This is a genomic window from Citrobacter sp. CK202 (assembly GCF_030333225.1).
In the GTDB taxonomy this organism is placed as follows: domain Bacteria; phylum Pseudomonadota; class Gammaproteobacteria; order Enterobacterales; family Enterobacteriaceae; genus Citrobacter_B; species Citrobacter_B koseri.
On the sequence record NZ_JAOWGI010000020.1, the window covers coordinates 124,333 to 142,328 of the forward strand.

The window sequence follows — 17,996 nt, forward strand, 5'->3', positions numbered from 1 at the left end:
ATAAGCACTCATTCACAAACTTGTGAATGAGTGCTTATTTATCAATAAAAAACATTATTATGGCATTTTATTAAATTGAGCTTCCGGCTCTATCAGACTCCCCACTGACCACCTAGATGATAGGGCCTCGGCCTGCTGCAAAACAGTTTGCACGGCCATGTCCTGAAGGTCAGGTGGATATCCATATTTACGTAGAATACGCTTTACCAGCACCCTCATGCGCGCACGAGCTGAGTCACGACGCGCCCAATCAACCGATACATTTGCTCGTAAGTTTATAAGTAGTTCATGAGCGATGATTCGAAGTTTGTCATCACCCATCAGTTGTACCGCATTTTCATTTTCAGCCAGAGCGTCGTAGAAGGCGATCTCTTCATCAGACAACCCCGATTCTTCGCCCCTTTGACGGGCGGCACGGATATCTTTTGCGAGGCGGATGAGTTCTTGCAGTACTTCAGCCGTAGTGATGGCATTTGCATGATAGCGAGCTACAGCCTCTTCCAGACGTTCAGAGAAGGCCTTGGTTTGTACCACATTGGTTTTGCTACGTGAGCGAATTCCATCATTAAGCAGCTTACGTAAAGCTTCCAGAGCAAGATTTTTTTTCTCCATCTGTTGAACTTCAGCTAAAAATTCATCCGAGAGTATGGAAATATCTGGGCTTTTAATACCCACAGCCCCCAAAATATCTACAATCTCGGTCGAAATTACTGCGCGGCTAACGATTTGCTGGATAGCCAACTCTCGTTCTTGTTGGGTAATACCTGAACCAGTGCTACTTTTGACTAATGCGGCGCGAATCGCCTGGAAGAAACCAACTTCTTCTCGAATTTCTTGAGCTTCATCAGAGGCAGAGGCTAAAGCGAAGGCTTTTGATAGTGCCAACACAGCATCTTGGTAACGGCGATGAGCATTTCTTTTCGCTTCTTTTGAATTCTCTTTTGCAGCAAGATTCTGTTGCAAATTGAGAATCCACTCGATAGCACCAGCCATCATTGCTAATCGTTGTTGTGGTGTCCCTGACATAGCAGAGGCGTAGTCGAAACCATGGAACATGTCACGTACGATTTCGTACTTCTCTATCATTACAGCTATTGCCTGTGCTTCGTCAATTCCGGTATTGTCTTGGTCACTCTGAGAGTACCGTTGCAATGCCGATTTTAGATTTTGCGCAATACCGATATAATCAACAATCAGTCCAGCAGGCTTGTCACGGAACACTCGGTTTACGCGTGCGATAGCCTGCATCAGACCGTGTCCTTTCATTGGTTTATCCACATACATCGTGTGCATGCAGGGAGCATCAAAACCAGTCAGCCACATATCGCGAACTATTACTAGCTTAAGTGGGTCTTTTGGATCGCGGGCACGCTTAGCAAGCAAATCACGACGTTTTTTATTGCCGATGTGTGGCTGCCAATCATGCGGATCGCTCGCAGAGCCAGTCATGACAATTTTCACACTGCCTGCATTATCATCATTGCTGTGCCAATCGGGACGTAACTTAATAAGCTGATCATACAAAGCAATACATATACGTCGGCTCATACAAACTACCATTGCTTTCCCTTCCAGAGCAGCAACACGGTCTTCAAAATGGGCAACCATATCCTGCGCAACAAGTGCTAAACGTTTATTGCTGCCCACCAGCGCTTCAACAGTTGCCCATTTTTGCTTGAAACGCTCTTGATCAATTTCGGAATCGTCCTCGGTCAGTTCGTTAACCTCGGTATCAATATTTGGTTTTTCATCTTCGTCAAGCTCAATACGAGCCAAGCGGGATTCGTAGTAAATAGGGACGGTAGCACCATCTTCTACTGCCCGGCTGATATCATAAACATCTATGTAATGACCAAACACTGCCGGAGTATTTATGTCATCAGCCTCGATTGGTGTACCTGTAAAGCCAATAAATGATGCATTGGGTAACGCATCGCGCATGTATTTAGCGAAGCCATAAGAGATTTCACCGGTCTTTGTATCGACTTTTGCTCTAAATCCATACTGACTGCGGTGAGCCTCATCGGCTATAACTACTACATTACGCCGTGTAGTGAGTGGTTCAGCGATCTCACCAAATTTTTGCAATGTAGTGAAAATCACGCCGCCCGATGCACGATTTAAGAGTTTTTGTAAGTCTTCGCGGCTATTGGCTTGAACTGGTGTTTGCCTAATAAGATCATGGCACATTGAAAAGGTAGCAAACAACTGATCGTCTAAGTCATTTCTATCAGTAAGCACTATCAATGTTGGGTTTGCCATTGCAGGATGCTTGACCAACTGACCAGCATAGAAAGCCATTAGCAGACTTTTTCCAGAGCCTTGCGTGTGCCATATAACGCCAGCACGTTTATCCCCTTGGGACTGTAGATTAACTAAACTTTGACTATCTGCAGCAGCTTCCCTAGAGGCTCGAATAGTAGATTCAACAGCACGATTTACTGCATGAAATTGATGATAACCGGCGATGATTTTTGAGAGTCCTGAGCCAGTTTCACCGAATACCGTGAAGTAATATAAAAGCTCAAGCAGTCGCTTATGTTCAAAAACACCCTCTATTAATGTAGCAAGCTCTGGCAAACCTTTTGGAGTCACATTCTTACCATCAGTTGTCCGCCATGGCATAAACCTTTCAAGATTGGCAGATAGCGATCCAACTCGTGCAGTAACACCGTCAGATATGACTAACAATGCATTCGTGTTAAACAGCGCAGGGATTTGATTTTTGTAGGTTTGGAGCTGGTTAAACGCACCCGCTAAATTAGCTGTAGGACTACCCGGGGCTTTTAACTCAACTACTGCAAGTGGCAAACCATTAACGAACACAACTACATCTGGCCGTCGTTTATAATTACCAGCAATAACTACAAACTGGCTAACTGCCAACCAGTCATTATGCTCAGGGAATTCAACATCAATAAGCTTAACCTTGCCGGCGGTCAATGTTCCATCGTCAGCATAATATTCTACATCCACACCTTCTATCATTAGCTTGTGAAGACGTCGGTTTTCTTCTAGTAAGGAGGGAAGCTCGGTCTGCATTACTTTGCGTATGGCATCCTGTCTGGCCTCATCTGGTAAGCTAGGATTGAGGCGAGAAACGGAGTCCACAAGCCGTTTTTTAAGCACCACTTCATGGTGGCTCTCACGCTCAGGGTGACGCCCATCAGGACTAATATCTTCTTCTTGCTGGATATTGTAGCCAAGGGTAAGAAGCTGTTCGAGTAGTGCTTGCTCTACGGCAGCTTCAGATAGAAATGCCATTACTATTCTCCCTCTTTTTCCTCAAGTCCACTCACTGAGACTTGCACCCCACGAGCAGCATTCAATGCTTCAACGTAGGCATCACGATCTAGTTGATAGAGCAACCGGCTGACTTCAATGTTAATAGGCACTTCATCTCGGCCTGGCAGCAAAAAGCGCAGGATTGTGGTATCACCTTCACCTGTTTCTATAGTGAGTCCAACATGACTATCTATCAACGCATTATCTTCGGCAAAGCGCTCCCAAGGCTCTCGTGAACTGAGAGGGTCTAACTTCGTATCTAGGTAAGCCTTGTGTAAAAAGGCAACAATAGCATCAGCTGCTAGCACAGCGGTACGACGATGATGAACTGCCAATCGTTCTAAATATGGATCTTTGCCATGGCTTACTGGGCCCGCTTTGTTTCGCAGATCGTTTAATGAGTGGGCTAGCTTGTGGTGGCTTGAAACCAATTTCTTGAACTGGTCATCTCGTATATCGCCAAGCTTCAATGCTCGAATAGCAGCCGTCAGCCAGTCCGATAATGACGGTGTTTCTTGCACTGGTTTTAGTGGAGTCTGTGGGGTATGAAAGTTCTGCACTATTACTTGACATATGTTTTCTACAATTGTCTTAGCACAATCAATGCAAGCATCGTTATCCTGTTCAAGGTTGCGTTCAAGCGCCTCAAATGTTTGCTGTAACATTGGCGCATCACGCCAATGTAAGCATGCTTCCCGAATTCCGGGGCACCAATCTAAAGTCATACATCTACCCCAACAATACTCTCAGTATTGGACACCCGCAGTTCCCCAGCAATGAGTTTGGGGAGCAGGGAATTACGAAGTTGATTAAGTGTTTCGATTGTTTGGGAATTGGCCGTGATACTTTCGAACATCGGGACGATGATTTTAGAGAAAGCGTCCCAGACCCCATTGTTTAGAGGTGAGGCTAGCATGTATGAAGCTACGGAGTCAGCTTGAACCCTTTGACGACCAGATGTACCAGTCATACTTCGAATCGCTTGCGCACGAAAAGTAACATCGCGAGCGAGTAAATATCCAAATTCAGCTGGCACGGGGGCTTTTGTACGCATCACAATATATTCAGTAGATCCCCAGCCTACTGAATTATCTGGTAAACACTGAATAAATGCTGTCTTACCATTTTCTAGGCAAGGGGTGATTCGAGCAAGTAGTGTGTCGCCATTACGAAACCGCATACCACTACCAAAAGGTCTAAGCACTGGATGTTTGGGCCAGTATCCTATGGTTGGTAATGAAGCCATTTCAATATAGGGAGCTTCTGTTCCTTTACGTAGAGGCTCGCTAGGATTGAATTCAATTAACTTATTAGCAGGTACGTGTTCCCACCCTTCAGGAATTAACCCCAGCTCAGATTCGACTAGACGGGAAGGGAAAAGATCGTATAGATCGGAAGGCAGACCAAGCAGAGATTGATTAGCCCGCCAGCGACCTTCCATTTTTGCTCGCACTGGTTCGAAGTCTACAAACCATGCTTTGAATAAGGTATGGGCCATTTCCTCCAGCGTTTTGTTCATTTGGAGATTTAATTCGATTTTATCGTCGATTGTGCTGAGAATATGAGAAATAGCGCGTTGTTCTGCAATTGGCGGCAGAGTTACCTCTACCTTTCGTAATTCACTCTGCTTGATACCAATTACTGTAGTTCCTGTACTTCGTCCAATCAGTTTCTCCTGCATTTGTGATGATTGCAGAAGGTACAACAGGTAATTGTTATCGAGAACTCCTTCCTTGCCACGCAATGTTACTATTCGTTGAGCTAAGGCAACGGGAAGATATTTGATTTGCGCTACTTCTCCCAGAGGCGCCTCAGTTGTCAGAACAATATCACCGACTTCGGGATAGCCACGCGTCATCCATGTAGCGTAATCGGCCTCTGCGATAAATTCATTTGGGAGTTCAATTCGGCCGGATTTTACTACCTTGGCAGTGATAAGTGGAACGCCAGAACTTACTTTTTTGGGCGTTTTCCCCCTATAATCGATTAGAGCGTCCAGACATTCTTCAAGCGGACGTGTAATTAAATCACTCCCCATAGCCCAATCCTCTCAAATTTGCCTCGATTGCGTCATCTAGCTTAGCCGAAGTGGAACGCTGCTTGCGCCACTGCTTTGTTAGACGTGCCATTTTTTCGACAAAAGGTTCGGCATCTTCTTCCTGCTCTGCTGCACTTACGTAGCGTCCAGGGGTTAAAACATAATCGTGCTTGCGAATGTCGTTTAGTGAGACCGATTTGCAAAAACCAGCTACGTCTTTGTATTCACCGGCTTTCTCTTCACCACGCCAGGCATGGTAGGTATCCGCAATACTCTTTATTTCCTCATCAGTAAGTTCACGCCTGGTTCTGTCAACCAACATGCCCATCTTCCGAGCATCAATAAAAAGCACATGACCGCGGCGGTCACGTAGACCATTTTGGGGGTTCTTATTTCTAGCCAGAAACCACAAGCACGCGGGAATTTGCGTGGAATAGAAAAGCTGTCCAGGTAAAGCAACCATGCAATCCACTATGTCAGCTTCAAGCATGTTTTTACGAATTTCGCCCTCACCGGACTGACTGGAACTCATTGATCCATTTGCCAGTACTACACCTGCTGTACCGTTGGGTGCAAGATGATAGAAGATATGTTGTAACCATGCGTAGTTGGCATTTCCCACTGGTGGAGCACCGAATTTCCAGCGTACATCTTCACGCAGGCGATCACCGCCCCAATCAGAAACGTTGAAGGGAGGATTAGCGAGAATGAAATTTGCTTTAAGGTCGCGTAATTCGTCTTTGTGGAAACTGCCTTCATTATTCCAACGAATATCAGAGTCGATGCCCCGCACGGCTAGGTTCATTTTTGCAAGGCGCCATGTAGTATAATTTGACTCTTGTCCATACACAGCTATATCTCCAATGCGACCACCATGCTCTTGGACGAATCTTTCCGACTGTACGAACATGCCGCCAGAGCCACAGCAAGGATCGTAAATGCGACCAAAGTAGGGTTCAAGCGCTTCTACAAGCACCCGCACAACCGAACGAGGAGTGTAAAACTCACCACCTCGCTTGCCTTCAGCACCGGCAAATTGGCCGAGGAAATACTCATACACGCGTCCTAGAATATCTTTGGAGCGGCTTCCCTGCTCGTTGAGAGCAATACCGGAGATAAGGTCAATCAGCTCTCCCAACATCACTTTATTTAACGCGGGTCGTGAATAGTCTTTCGGTAGCACGCCTTTGAGCGATTCATTATCTTTCTCGATGGCACGCATCGCGTCATCAATTAGTGAACCGATAATAGGTAGCTTAGCGCTAGCCTGCAGGTGTGACCAACGTGACTCTTTCGGTACCCAGAACACATTATCGGCGAGATATTCGTCCTTATCCTCGGCGGCCAGAGTATCTTCATTCAACAGAGCTTGGCGCTTCGCTTCAAAGGCATCAGAGATGTATTTGAGGAAAATAAGTCCGAGAGCAACATGTTTGTAGTCCGATGGCTCCATGTTGCCGCGAAGTTTATCGGCGGTTTTGAAGAGCTCAGCCTCAAAGCCAAGGTCTCCGCCTTTACTAATATTGTTTGAACCATTCAGTGCCATCTTGTTCGTTCCTTTTACTTAATGCTTTCACCACTGTGGGCAGAAACCCTAGGATTTTTCAACTCACATAAAGTTCGGAGGTTGCCACCGTCTATGCAGACAGCAAAATGTTCGCTACGAACTTGGAATGAGAATATTCCTGTTGTGTTGATTTCAGCATGATGTGGTGAGGGTTTTGTCTAATAATATCACTGTATTGGCTTTGAATCCGCTGCTCATTTTTTTTGCTTGCTAGCTGAAGTCTGACCCCTTGGAAGGCTCATTAATATCAATGTGATTCAGTATTATATCATATATAACAATGGGTTAAGAGTTATTTATCGAAGTTGCTTATTGTGTAACTCTTGGGGGATAGGAGCTGCGTCGACCTCAATAGTTCGTAAAATTCACGTATTCATCCATTAAATGGGGTAACTCTGCGTTTTCTTCCTGGAGCTGCAACAGCCAAAAGCAGATCTCTTCATCATTCATTTTCTTAATATTCTCCAGCCTGTCGTCAAAAGGCGCTCCGAGCATGCGGTCATACCAGAAGATCCAAACAAGCTTATGGCGATATGCCACGTTGTTGAACTGCTGAAGCAGGCTTATCAGTTCATTAGCAAGTGAGCGTTGTTTGAGTCTGACGCATTCGCTAAGCAATGCACCTTCAAGGCCTCGGCGGGCAAAAAGTAACTGCCCGTCAGTCTCCAGGCTAAGACGTAAATCATTTTGGATACTCAGCGGCTCTGGCTTGGTTTTGTTATAGATCATTCGGTACAGGCACTTTGGTACGATCCCAGGTATAGGGCCGGTATTAGGGAAGTAAAGTGTGGATAGTGTAAGGTAATGGCTGGGATAAATATTCTGATGGCATATCCCATGCCTGATTATCAGTTTGGTCAGATCAGTAAGCCAGCTTTCGTAGGTTTTGAGTAAAAAAATCATAGCGAGCGATTGTATCTTGCATGGAGGATTCTCCGTATGTGCTGTATTCAAATTGGCGTCATACTGCGCTTTGGGGAGATGACGCTGATGGTTTTCGCAAAGGTGATTACTGACGGGACTGGCTGATACGGCATTTGGTTCGGTTGTATCATTCCTACGCGAACGGTACACGTTATCACTGCGCGGATATTTATTTGGTTTATAACTATTTTCAGAACTAAATCATTTTTGTGAGCAGCAGATACTCTCTTTCTGACAATGCGGAATGCGACAGGTTCTGTCGTTTTTTTGATGACCAATCTATCTTGAAATCAACTAATTAACTTATATTTCATAGCATTAGACAACTTCATCTACCCTCGCCATTTTTTCAACTCACCTCCCTTTGGTACGACATAACGTGTCGTACCAGTACGTCATAATCTCCCATATCAATATCAGGTTATTTTGGGAGTACAGGACTGTTCTCACCATGAAAACACAACATGATCATTATGACCGCCTTTCTGTCAGGTTATCGGTCATTATCAGCCGTTTACTGGCTGGCCAATCCTTGGAACTGAAAGCTCTGGTAAATGAGTTCGGTGTTTCAGAGCGCACCCTGCAGCGGGATTTTCAGCAGCGTCTAATCCATCTGGATCTTGAACATTCCAGTGGCTGCTATCGACTTATGCGGCGAACGGGTCGAGAGCACTTACCTAATACATTTGCGTTTATTCTTAACTCTGGTATTTCGGGGATCATTCCGGCCCAGAACCGCAGACTAATCCGGCTGATTACCAGCAGTTCTGGCGGCTCTCCATGTCTTATCGGACATGGAGGGCTGCCATCGCCAATCACCCAAACCACATGCTTTCTGGAGCTGGCCGAAGCGATCCGTGACTACCGAGCCGTCACGCTATTAGTCAATGGTAAGAGCTACGAAGGAGTGGCTCCTCGCCGCCTGATTTTCCAGTCAAGAAACTGGTTCCTTGTGGCTACTCGAGCGAGAAAGCTACAGGTGTTTCGGATGGAAGACGTTAACGCTGTGACTGTTCTTGACACCTCTTTTCGCAGAAAGCCTGAACTTGATGCACTTACCGCCAGTGAGGAGTTTATTTCGGCTCTTCCTCACTTTCGTTTCATCAGCGACGTTATTCACACCTTCAAAGAGTAACTGGCAACGTTCATTTCAACATAAGCAAGGAGACCTTTATGGATGACCCGGTAAAGGGCGTAGGCCGGATGATTACTGATGCTAATGGCATCACCAGAAGAGAAGGGGGAATTTCAGGAATATGGGGCAATATGTTTAATGATAGCAACGGAGTAAAAGCCGATAGCCCGCCGCTCATACCTGACATCAGGGATATTCTCGATGTTTTTCCTCAGTCACTGCGGGAAAACCTAGTTAACAAAATCAGTGAAGCTATCGACTATGAACCTGTTATTGGTGTTATGGGTAAGACCGGTGCAGGTAAATCAAGCGTGTGTAATGCGCTATTTCAAGGCGAAGTGTGTGCGGTCAGTGACGTTGAAGCCTGCACACGTGAGGTTCAGGAGCTGCGCATACGCTTTGGTAAACGTTCGCTGAAGATAATCGATATCCCTGGTGTCGGTGAGAATGCTTTACGGGATGAAGAGTACGAAGGTCTTTACCGTACTTTGCTTCCCTCGCTGGATCTCATCCTTTGGGTGATAAAAGGCGATGATCGAGCTTTTTCTGCCGATGAGCATTTCTACAATAATGTCCTGCTCCCTGCAGGTGGGGGAGAGCGCGTTTTGTTCGTCCTCAACCAGGTGGATAAAATCGAGCCCTTTCGTGAGTGGGATACATACCTGCATCAGCCGTCCCCAGCACAGCGCATCAACATCGAAAAGAAAGAATCTTACATTACTGAACGTTTTGGCTTTACGCGATATCCGGTAATCCCTATCTCCGCCGATGAGGGCTACAACATTCTTCGTTTGGTCGAAACGATGATCCGCGCTTTGCCTGATCGAGCTAAAAGCAGCACAGCCTCGCAGTTTAAGGAAGAGTACAAAACCGATGACGTAAAGACGGAGGCGAAAGGCGGCTTTGCCAGCGTGCTTTCCGGAATACTTGACGACGTTATTGATTCTGTTCCGTTACCCAGTCCCGTCAAAGAGCTGGCCCGTAAGGGGAAAGATAAGGTTATTGAGTGGGCGGGTAACGCCTGGGACCATTTTTTTGGATAAGGAAACATACAATGAAACCACTAATTGTTCCTGCATTGTTAATATCGTTATTTGCTGCCCAGTCTGCTCATGCAGACGGAGGCTACGACTTGCAATGCATGCTTGAAAACGGCGAACAAATGACGCTCAGTCATGCCAGTCATACTGTTTATATCAGTTTTGAAAAGCCCGGTGGTGATTCCGAAGAGGGAGGTTCAGTCATTAAACTGGACATTCCTTCCGGTGAGGCGAAGCAAACTGTCATCGCTAAATCAAAGGCGGGAACCGCTTCTTTCACGCTGCGCGGAGAAAGTGACGATATCGAAGGCGCTGTTGCTGTCAATTATTCGGAATATGATGGTACAGGCGATGCTTATTACACGGCCATGAATTCACTCGGGCAGGAAACCAGCACCGTATCTTGCAAACCGGGTACGATTAAAGTTTCCAGGAGTCTCCTCCAGAACGGTATTAATGGCGTGGGTAGCCAGCAGGCGAATAAACCTGCACTTTCTCAGCAACAGCAGGTACAGAAATCCACGACACCTCCGTTTAAAGTACAGTTCGGCAGCGCAGTCAGCAATGAAGGCTGGAATACAAAATATGGCGTTATTCAACTCACCATCACTGATGACAACGTGGTGGTGAAATCTATTCGGGTTAACAGAGGGAACTGTAAAATGGAGAGTGTCGGTAACAGAACCCTGCCAGCCAAATATCAATTCGGTGATGTGGCCACGTTCAAATATATGAGATGTGACCGTATTCTCGAAGCCAGTATTGTGACCGATTCTGGGAGCTGGACCGTTAGTCATTAAATTTATCTGTGGTAAATTCGGGGGAAGGGAATGCCTGTAAATAATCAGAAACCTCCCCCTTTTAATTATGTTCAACTGAATCAAACGTATTTCATCTGACCATAATAACGTTATTCAGCCGATAACGAACAGCAACAGCCCTGTCATGCGTTTATCGACATGACATATATGCCGGGTTAATACTTACGGGTAAGACGTACAGAGAAAGTCTCAGGGGCGTTACTGGCGGGATGCTTCTATGCGCTCCATTAGCCAGCGTCTGACATCACTTTCGCGCCAGCGACTGCTGCGGCCAAACTTGATAGGCCTAGGAAACAGCCCGTCTTTAATCAGCTTGTAGAACCACTTATCGGTTAGACCCGTGAAGGTGGTGATGAAGACCATATCCACCAGCTTATCGTTCATCAGGTCGGTATCGGGAGTCGGAAGATTGTTCATGACGATTGTCCTTCTGTCTTTGAGTGGGTAAAAGACAGGAGCCGCAGAACTAACCTGTTGATTTAAGTTCATGTTGCGTGCTCCGTCATTACAATCACTTCTCCGGTAATAAATTACTTTTCGCTTTGGCCTTAAACTGGCTACAGCCAAAATTACGCTCACCGTCGTCATTTTCTTTGGAGCGTTTTTTAGCGAGATAGCAGATCCTCTTCAGGTAATCCTCATAATCAGGACTGTGGGTTCCCTCTCTGCGGTTTAGCTCAAATACACCTGCCAGATGATAACTTACGCTCTCCTTCGCTTTACCCTTCAGTTTCAGCGCGTGGCACCACGCCTTAGCTGCCATCGTTAGCAATAATCCTCTTCCGGCACCCTTAACCCCGAGTTTCAGCATCATGCAACTGAACACCTCACGGTTAACCAGCAGCACCAGGTGATAATGCTTATTGCCATTAAGCTCACCGAACTCTCTGGCCCATGCGTAATACACCGGGCAAGGGTATATTCGTTTACCTTCTCTGCTGCGTCTCTTCAGATAAGCGGCTATTTGTGCCTTAAGGGAGGCAATAAAACGGGTTATCACCGCAGATTCATATCCCTTATGTTGGTTATGCTGCGGCAGGCTTAAATCCAGCCCGAAAGCTAGAACACGGGCATGTTCATTCATCACAAAGGCTGTCAGCGCTTCCAGGCGCTGCATATGGTAAGCATTCTTCTCGCTGTTACACTCTTTGAGTATCATTTCCGGGTTCTCATGTTGTGGGTAACATACCCATGAGAGCCTCGGTAACTTTTAACGTAGGTACATGACGATCAAAGAAAACACTGCCTCACTCTACAACTGGCTTGAGCATCTGCTGATATCGTTACTCTCTCTTAACGGTTCTATACCCACTTCCCTGTAACCCCTATTCCTACTCATACTGTTGAGAACAACAATAAGCATAATATTAATGTCCGGCAGTAAATAATCACTGAAATCACCACCTGCTACCTCATACGCCCCTGCTGTATTGGGTTTTCTGGCTGTTATTACTCCCGCTATTCGGACTAAAACCACTCTTAAGTTATCCCGGTACACTGATTATGGGGCTATTTCTTGCCTGGGTTTACGGATGAACATTTTACTGTCGCTCATGCCCACCATACCGGGTATTGCCGAAAACAGTTGTTTTTGTATGGAACACTCTCTTGATTTAAATCGGTTTTTAAAAAGGTGCGGTACTGTTAAAATCTAAAAAGTGCTGCACCTTATAAGGAGTGTGTGATGGTAAGTAAAAAAAGGATAACGGTTAATCTTTCCTATCCTGAACTTCATCAGATGATAGTGAATCTGGCGAAGAGGACGGGTAGTAGTAGTTCAGCTGTTATTCAGGATATGATTCTGGATGCCTTGAAGTACAGGATGGAAAACGATGCACTTTTACCTTCAGGTAAACTGGTGGTGAATAAAAACCTGGTGCCGGAAAAGGTTTTCAATGCAGGTTTTGAAATCAATAATCTGACTATTGATGGAAGAGCCAGGGGGGCAACCGATGCATTTCATCGTTTGTTTCAAAGAGGAAGTTTTATCGAAACGCTTCCTTACATCATTTTTAGTGACGTGCCAAAGCCTGCGGAAGCGATAAATAAGAGGGATATACTCAGAAGAGTAATTGCATACCTACAGACAAAACTTCATGTCCCTGATAATAGTGAATGGAAACCTGCGTTATTTTTATTTTTTATCGGAAAGGTAACAGTAAAATATAGACAACACACTGCTGACGGTCTCGAGGTGAAAATTGATTATTCATGCAAGGTGATTCCTGTACATACTAAAAGATCAAACGACGATGAAGCGCTTTTGTTCGATCTGAACAACATTAAGTACAGAACATTTCATGACATGGCCAAAAATGGATGGAACAGAAAAAAACATTCACACCAGTTGTATATTAATGGGCTGGAAGGCATGCGTGGGGGCGGTTTTTTTGTCGGGGTTTTGTATGAGCCGCAATCACCAGATGAACTGGCGACCCCATCAGAGGGAGACTTTATTAGCGGCATAGGTCTCAGATATCGATTTTTTAGTCACCCATCAACGGTTAAAATCATAAAGGATCATTTTCCGAAATCAGTCACTATTGACCAGAATGGAACCACCTACACAGTAAAAGAAAAAACTATACAAGATTTGGACACGCTCAACCGGGCTATCAGGAAGCAGAATGCTGGCTGGTAATATTTAAATTACAGTCGTTTTTATCTCTGTACTATCCGTGTGATCTCACCCGAATTTAACACAATCTTTTTTCACCGTTCACTTCCAGAAAAGACCATGCCTCACTCTGAGGCATGGTCTTTTTTTATATCTCAATAAGGAACTAATAATGACACGTTTAGCCAGCCGCTTCGGAGCTGTAAACCTCGTTCGCCGCGACCGCCCGCTAACCCGTGATGAACTGGCGCATTATGTGCCAAGTGTATTTAGCGAAGAAAAGCATGAATCCCGCAGCGATCGGTACACATACATTCCGACCATTACCCTGCTTGATAACCTGCAACGTGAAGGCTTTCAGCCATTCTTTGCGTGCCAGACTAGAGTCCGAGACCAGAGCAAACGCGAACATACGAAGCACATGTTGCGCCTCCGGCGTGAAGGACAGATTACTGGCAAACAAGTACCGGAAATTATTTTGCTTAACAGTCATGACGGCTCCAGTTCATACCAAATGCTGCCGGGGCTATTTAGATCGGTTTGCCAAAATGGACTGATTTGCGGTGAGAGTTTTGGTGAGGTGCGGGTGCCGCATAAAGGCAATGTGGTGGAGAAAGTCATTGAAGGGGCATACGAAGTACTGGGGATATTTGACCGAGTGGAAGAGAAGCGCGATGCCATGCAATCGCTAATGTTACCGCCGCCTGCACAGCAGGCGATGGCGAAAGCGGCATTAACCTATCGCTTTGGTGAAGAGCATCAGCCGGTGGCGGAATCGCAAATCCTTTCCCCGCGCCGCTGGCAGGATGAGAGCAACGACCTGTGGACCACTTACCAGCGTATTCAGGAAAACCTGATTAAAGGCGGTCTGCCTGGACGAACGACTAAAGGCAAACGTGCACATACCCGTGCTGTAAAAGGTATCGACGGTGATGTGAAGCTTAATCGCGCCCTCTGGGTGATGGCCGAGAATATGCTGCAGCTTGCTTCATGAACCTTTTTATTATCCCTTCCCTCAGGCCTTGCCAATAAACCGGCGAGGCTTTTTGTTTTAAGGAACTGTGATGTCCGAAATCGCATTATCTCCCGTTTTTCCGGTTAACGAACAACGCATTATCCGTCGAGCCCTGCGTCTGCTGGAGAAATATCAGCGCCTGCCGGGAGAGTCGTTTACCTCAACCAGCTTCACTAAAACCTGGCTGCAGCTGCAAATGGCGGGCCTTGAGCGGGAATTTTTTATCGTCCTGTACCTCGATAACCAGCATCGTTTGCTGGAGCGTGAAACGCTGTTTACCGGCACGCTCAGCCATACGGAGGTACATCCTCGCGAAGTGGTCAAAGCGGCTCTACGCCATAACGCCGCTGCGGTCATTCTGGCCCACAACCATCCATCCGGCGAAACGGAGCCCAGCCAGGCAGATCGGCACATCACAAAGCGGGTAGTGAATGCACTGGCCTTGGTCGAAGTGCGTGTGCTGGATCACCTCGTGGTAGGGGATGACGTGATGTCATTTGCAGAGCGCGGTTGGCTGTAGGTCCGGCAAAATATCAACAAAAGGAAACTGTTATGTCGTTATCTGATTCTCCCCAATGGGGACTGCAAAGTGATATTACCCCCCGCTTTGGCGCAAGGCTGGTACAGGAGGGCAAGCGTTTGCATTACCTGGCTGACAGGGCTGGATTGACGGGGTGTTTTACCCCAGAGCAACTACAGAAATTGGACCAAGATTTCCCGCTGTTTGTAGCACAACTGGAAGATATGCTGCGTGCTGGCGAACTAAATCCACATCAGCAACGTCAGGTGAACATTCAACTTGCGAGTTTAACCTGTATAGCTGATACCCGTGGTAGCTGCGGTTACGTTTACATTTCTATTTATCCAACCCCGTAACACCTTCTCTCTTCTTCTTTTCTCAGGATTCTACCCATGCACATTCCAACTGTACCGGCCACGGTGCCGGTTTCGTCACGCCTGTCGCCCGTACAGGTCTGGCAGCAACTGTTAACGTATTTGCTGGAGCACCATTACGGCCTGACACTTAACGATACGCCATTCCACGACGATGCGGCCATTCTGGAACATATCGAGGCGGGAATAACGCTTGCCGATGCGGTTAATTTCCTCGTGGAGCGTTATGAACTGGTGCGCACTGACCGTAAGGGGTTCACTTGGCAGGAGCAGACACCGTTCCTGACCGCCACCGACATTCTTAGAGCCAGGCGAGCTACTGGGTTAATAAATACTTGAATTCTTCGAGCCTCATTCCTGATTTTTACCTCTGAACTTTCCACCTTTTTTATTCATCGCATAATGCGCCTGCCACTCCCGGCAGGCGTGTTTGCTTTTATGGACGATAAACGATGCAAACAGAACCCGAAGTGTTAACGGAACACAATGAACTCATCCTTTCGACCAATATCGAACGAGTAGTTTCTGGCCGCGATGCAGCACTGCTGCAGATTGAACTGCTCATCCAGCAGCTTGATGCCATTTCAAGGCTAACCTCAGAAATTGGCGGTGGTACGGCGCAAGACTGGGCGATGAAGTCAGGGCACCGCTACGATAGTTGGCTGATTGAGAAGGCTGATAAAGCGATGCCTGCCGTTACCCGCAATATCGACTGCAGTATCTGGCGCGATTTGATGCTGAAGTCCGGCATGATGGCCTTGATGGATGCGCAGGCTCGAGACCAGTGGCACAAGAACTTGGAGGAGGGCGATCTTCCTGCTATCAGTGAGGCGAATATTCTCAGTACTTTTGAGCAGTTACATCTGAACAAAATGGATGTCTTTGAGCGCGGGATCATTAACGTCTTCAAAGGCCTGTCGTGGGATTACAAAACCAATAGTCCCTGCAGCTTTGGTAAGAAGATAATCATTAATAATTTGGTAACTCATAACCGCTGGGGCTTTAGCCTTAACTGGGGTTGGCGGAGGGATCAGTTGGCTGACTTGGAGCGAATGCTGTTTTTACTGAGTGGTAAATCAATACCTGACAACCGTAGCGATATAACTACTCGGTTGATGGCGCATATTCGAGATAACCCGGATAAGGATGTTTATGAGGATGAGTACTTCCGCGTTCGCTACTTTCAGAAGGGCACTGCGCACTTGACTTTTAAGCGCCTGGATTTGGTCGAGAGGATGAACGATATTATCGCTAAACACTACCCAGGAATGTTAGTGAAGTAATTTTGGAGAGTTTTGACGCCTACGGCTAACAAGCTTATGATTCAGCATAATTTCTTTTCCTCATGAAGGGATGGGTATGGGCAACAGAATGTGGATGATCCGCGGTGACGGCGGCAAGCTCTATGACGATTTTCGCGATAAGCAAATTGTAGGTATCGGTTGGTCTCTACTAGCCCCATTAGTTAAACCTGGCCTGTCCCGTGCTCAGTTACTCGCCTTATACCAGGAGGCAGACCCTTTAACAAAGCTGGGAACTGCGCGTTCTGGTGCATCGCAGGTCTGGCGTTTTGTGAACGAAATCCAAAAGGGTGATTGGGTTATTACCTATTCGCCAGCCAACCGTACTTATTTGCTAGGCAAAGTTACTTCAGACTTCCAGTATCATCCTGAATGGGTGGAAGAGGGGATGGGTATCGCTCGGCAGGTTAAATGGAATACTCAAGAAATCGACCGCGATAGACTGTCTGTTGCTACCAAAAACACATTGGGTTCTACGCTGACGGTTTTCCAGCTTCCAGAATATGCGCTAGAAGAGCTTTTGCAGGATAAGAAACCCACTGCAGATGTAATTACTCAGAATCCAATTGCGATGGATGAAGATGAGGTTGTTTCTGATCCGCTTCGCGATATGGAAATGCTGGCGTTTGAGGGTATCAAAGATCGTATCAACTCTCTTGACTGGGATGAGATGCAAAATCTTGTTGCCGGAGTTTTACGCAGTATGGGCTATAAAACGCAGGTCTCACCTGCGGGAGCTGATCGGGGTAAAGACATCATTGCTTCACCTGATGGGTTCGGTTTTGAAAATCCGCGTATCATCGTTGAAGTAAAGCACCGCAGGGAACAGATGGGAAGCCAACAGATACGCAGCTTTATCGGCGGTCGCCATAAAGACGATCGCGGGCTTTATGTCAGTACAGGGGGTTTTACGAAAGATGCTCGATATGAAGCCGACCGTTCGACAATACCACTGACGCTCTGGACACTTGATGATCTCGTCCGTGCGCTTATTGAGAACTACGAACAAGTTGATATCGAGACTAAACTTTTGGTGCCTCTGAAGAAAACGTTCCTGCCTGCCTGAGTCTTGCTTCGACAGCCATATCAGTGTTCTACTGGTATGGCTTTATACCCACTCGCGATGTCTATTTTTTATACGGATTTTAACTTGTGGGTACAAGTGTGGGTATAAATAATTATTCCTGCTTATAAACTACATTGATATCAGTCTATTGGGTGTGAAATTCGAGTCCGGCCTTCGCACCAAGTGATGCAATAATTAGCTACCTAAGGGTGGCTTTTTTTGTGTCCATTTACGTCCAAACTCGTCCATATCCGTCTGTAATTCAAAGATAATTTATTTTTGATTGATAACCA

General features: G+C 46.3%; 17 protein-coding genes. 10 read left to right on the top strand and 7 right to left on the bottom strand.

Annotated features, from left to right (window positions below):
- Positions 1-57: 57 nt before the first annotated feature.
- From OGX84_RS04195 to OGX84_RS04215, 5 genes are all read right to left on the bottom strand, one after another.
- Positions 58-3,264 (bottom strand): type I restriction endonuclease subunit R, encoded by a 3,207-nt coding sequence (locus tag OGX84_RS04195; protein ID WP_286457422.1) that lies wholly within the window; start codon positions 3,262-3,264, stop codon positions 58-60.
- Positions 3,265-3,266: 2 nt separating this feature from the next.
- Positions 3,267-4,010, bottom strand: coding sequence for an abortive infection family protein (locus OGX84_RS04200; protein ID WP_286457423.1), 744 nt, complete (start codon positions 4,008-4,010; stop codon positions 3,267-3,269).
- Positions 4,007-5,323 carry a restriction endonuclease subunit S gene (locus OGX84_RS04205; RefSeq protein ID WP_286457424.1) on the bottom strand — a complete coding sequence of 439 codons (1,317 nt, stop codon included), beginning with the start codon at positions 5,321-5,323 and terminating at the stop codon, positions 4,007-4,009. The genes OGX84_RS04200 and OGX84_RS04205 overlap by 4 nt, the downstream gene beginning before the upstream one ends.
- Entirely contained in the window at positions 5,313-6,869 is a 1,557-nt protein-coding gene (locus tag OGX84_RS04210) for a class I SAM-dependent DNA methyltransferase (protein WP_286457427.1), read from the bottom strand. Before OGX84_RS04210 ends, OGX84_RS04205 begins: the two co-directional genes overlap by 11 nt.
- A gap of 369 nt (positions 6,870-7,238) precedes the next feature.
- Positions 7,239-7,619 carry a hypothetical protein gene (locus OGX84_RS04215; RefSeq protein WP_353654422.1) on the bottom strand — a complete coding sequence of 127 codons (381 nt, stop codon included), beginning with the start codon at positions 7,617-7,619 and terminating at the stop codon, positions 7,239-7,241.
- Between the two features lie 646 nt (positions 7,620-8,265).
- On the opposite strand from OGX84_RS04215, the gene OGX84_RS04220 reads away from it, so the two are divergent.
- Genes OGX84_RS04220 through OGX84_RS04230 form a run of 3 tightly spaced genes read left to right on the top strand, consistent with a single transcriptional unit; the run spans position 8,266 to position 10,789 of the window.
- Positions 8,266-8,949: a WYL domain-containing protein gene (locus tag OGX84_RS04220; protein WP_286457431.1), complete on the top strand. Its 684-nt coding sequence runs from the start codon at positions 8,266-8,268 to the stop codon at positions 8,947-8,949.
- 38 nt (positions 8,950-8,987) lie between these two features.
- On the top strand, positions 8,988-9,992 hold the full coding sequence (locus tag OGX84_RS04225; RefSeq protein ID WP_286457433.1) for a GTPase family protein: 1,005 nt from the start codon (positions 8,988-8,990) through the stop codon (positions 9,990-9,992).
- An 11-nt stretch (positions 9,993-10,003) separates the two neighbouring features.
- The gene (locus OGX84_RS04230; RefSeq protein WP_286457435.1) at positions 10,004-10,789 is read left to right on the top strand and encodes a hypothetical protein; all 786 of its coding nucleotides are present in this window, start codon (positions 10,004-10,006) and stop codon (positions 10,787-10,789) included.
- A gap of 219 nt (positions 10,790-11,008) precedes the next feature.
- Here OGX84_RS04230 and OGX84_RS04235 read toward each other — a convergent pair whose 3' ends face one another.
- Together OGX84_RS04235 and OGX84_RS04240 are read right to left on the bottom strand one after the other, a co-directional pair.
- Positions 11,009-11,227 (bottom strand): helix-turn-helix transcriptional regulator, encoded by a 219-nt coding sequence (locus OGX84_RS04235; protein WP_286457436.1) that lies wholly within the window; start codon positions 11,225-11,227, stop codon positions 11,009-11,011.
- A gap of 94 nt (positions 11,228-11,321) precedes the next feature.
- Positions 11,322-11,969, bottom strand: coding sequence for an inovirus Gp2 family protein (locus OGX84_RS04240; RefSeq protein ID WP_286457438.1), 648 nt, complete (start codon positions 11,967-11,969; stop codon positions 11,322-11,324).
- Between the two features lie 525 nt (positions 11,970-12,494).
- Here OGX84_RS04240 and OGX84_RS04245 point away from each other — a divergent pair.
- The 7 genes from OGX84_RS04245 (at position 12,495) to OGX84_RS04275 (ending at position 17,703) form a co-directional block, all read left to right on the top strand.
- The gene (locus OGX84_RS04245; RefSeq protein WP_286457441.1) at positions 12,495-13,451 is read left to right on the top strand and encodes a hypothetical protein; all 957 of its coding nucleotides are present in this window, start codon (positions 12,495-12,497) and stop codon (positions 13,449-13,451) included.
- A gap of 148 nt (positions 13,452-13,599) precedes the next feature.
- Complete coding sequence (locus tag OGX84_RS04250) at positions 13,600-14,421, top strand: DUF932 domain-containing protein (protein WP_286457443.1); 822 nt, start codon at positions 13,600-13,602, stop codon at positions 14,419-14,421.
- A gap of 70 nt (positions 14,422-14,491) precedes the next feature.
- Positions 14,492-14,962, top strand: coding sequence for a RadC family protein (radC, locus tag OGX84_RS04255; protein ID WP_286457445.1), 471 nt, complete (start codon positions 14,492-14,494; stop codon positions 14,960-14,962).
- A gap of 32 nt (positions 14,963-14,994) precedes the next feature.
- Positions 14,995-15,318 (top strand): type IV toxin-antitoxin system YeeU family antitoxin, encoded by a 324-nt coding sequence (locus OGX84_RS04260; RefSeq protein ID WP_286457446.1) that lies wholly within the window; start codon positions 14,995-14,997, stop codon positions 15,316-15,318.
- A gap of 36 nt (positions 15,319-15,354) precedes the next feature.
- A complete protein-coding gene (locus OGX84_RS04265; protein ID WP_286457448.1) occupies positions 15,355-15,675 on the top strand; it encodes a TA system toxin CbtA family protein in 321 nt (106 codons plus the stop codon).
- 113 nt (positions 15,676-15,788) lie between these two features.
- Positions 15,789-16,619, top strand: coding sequence for a DUF4942 domain-containing protein (locus tag OGX84_RS04270; protein WP_286457449.1), 831 nt, complete (start codon positions 15,789-15,791; stop codon positions 16,617-16,619).
- 94 nt (positions 16,620-16,713) lie between these two features.
- On the top strand, positions 16,714-17,703 hold the full coding sequence (locus OGX84_RS04275) for a restriction endonuclease (protein ID WP_502873613.1): 990 nt from the start codon (positions 16,714-16,716) through the stop codon (positions 17,701-17,703).
- Positions 17,704-17,996: the final 293 nt, after the last annotated feature.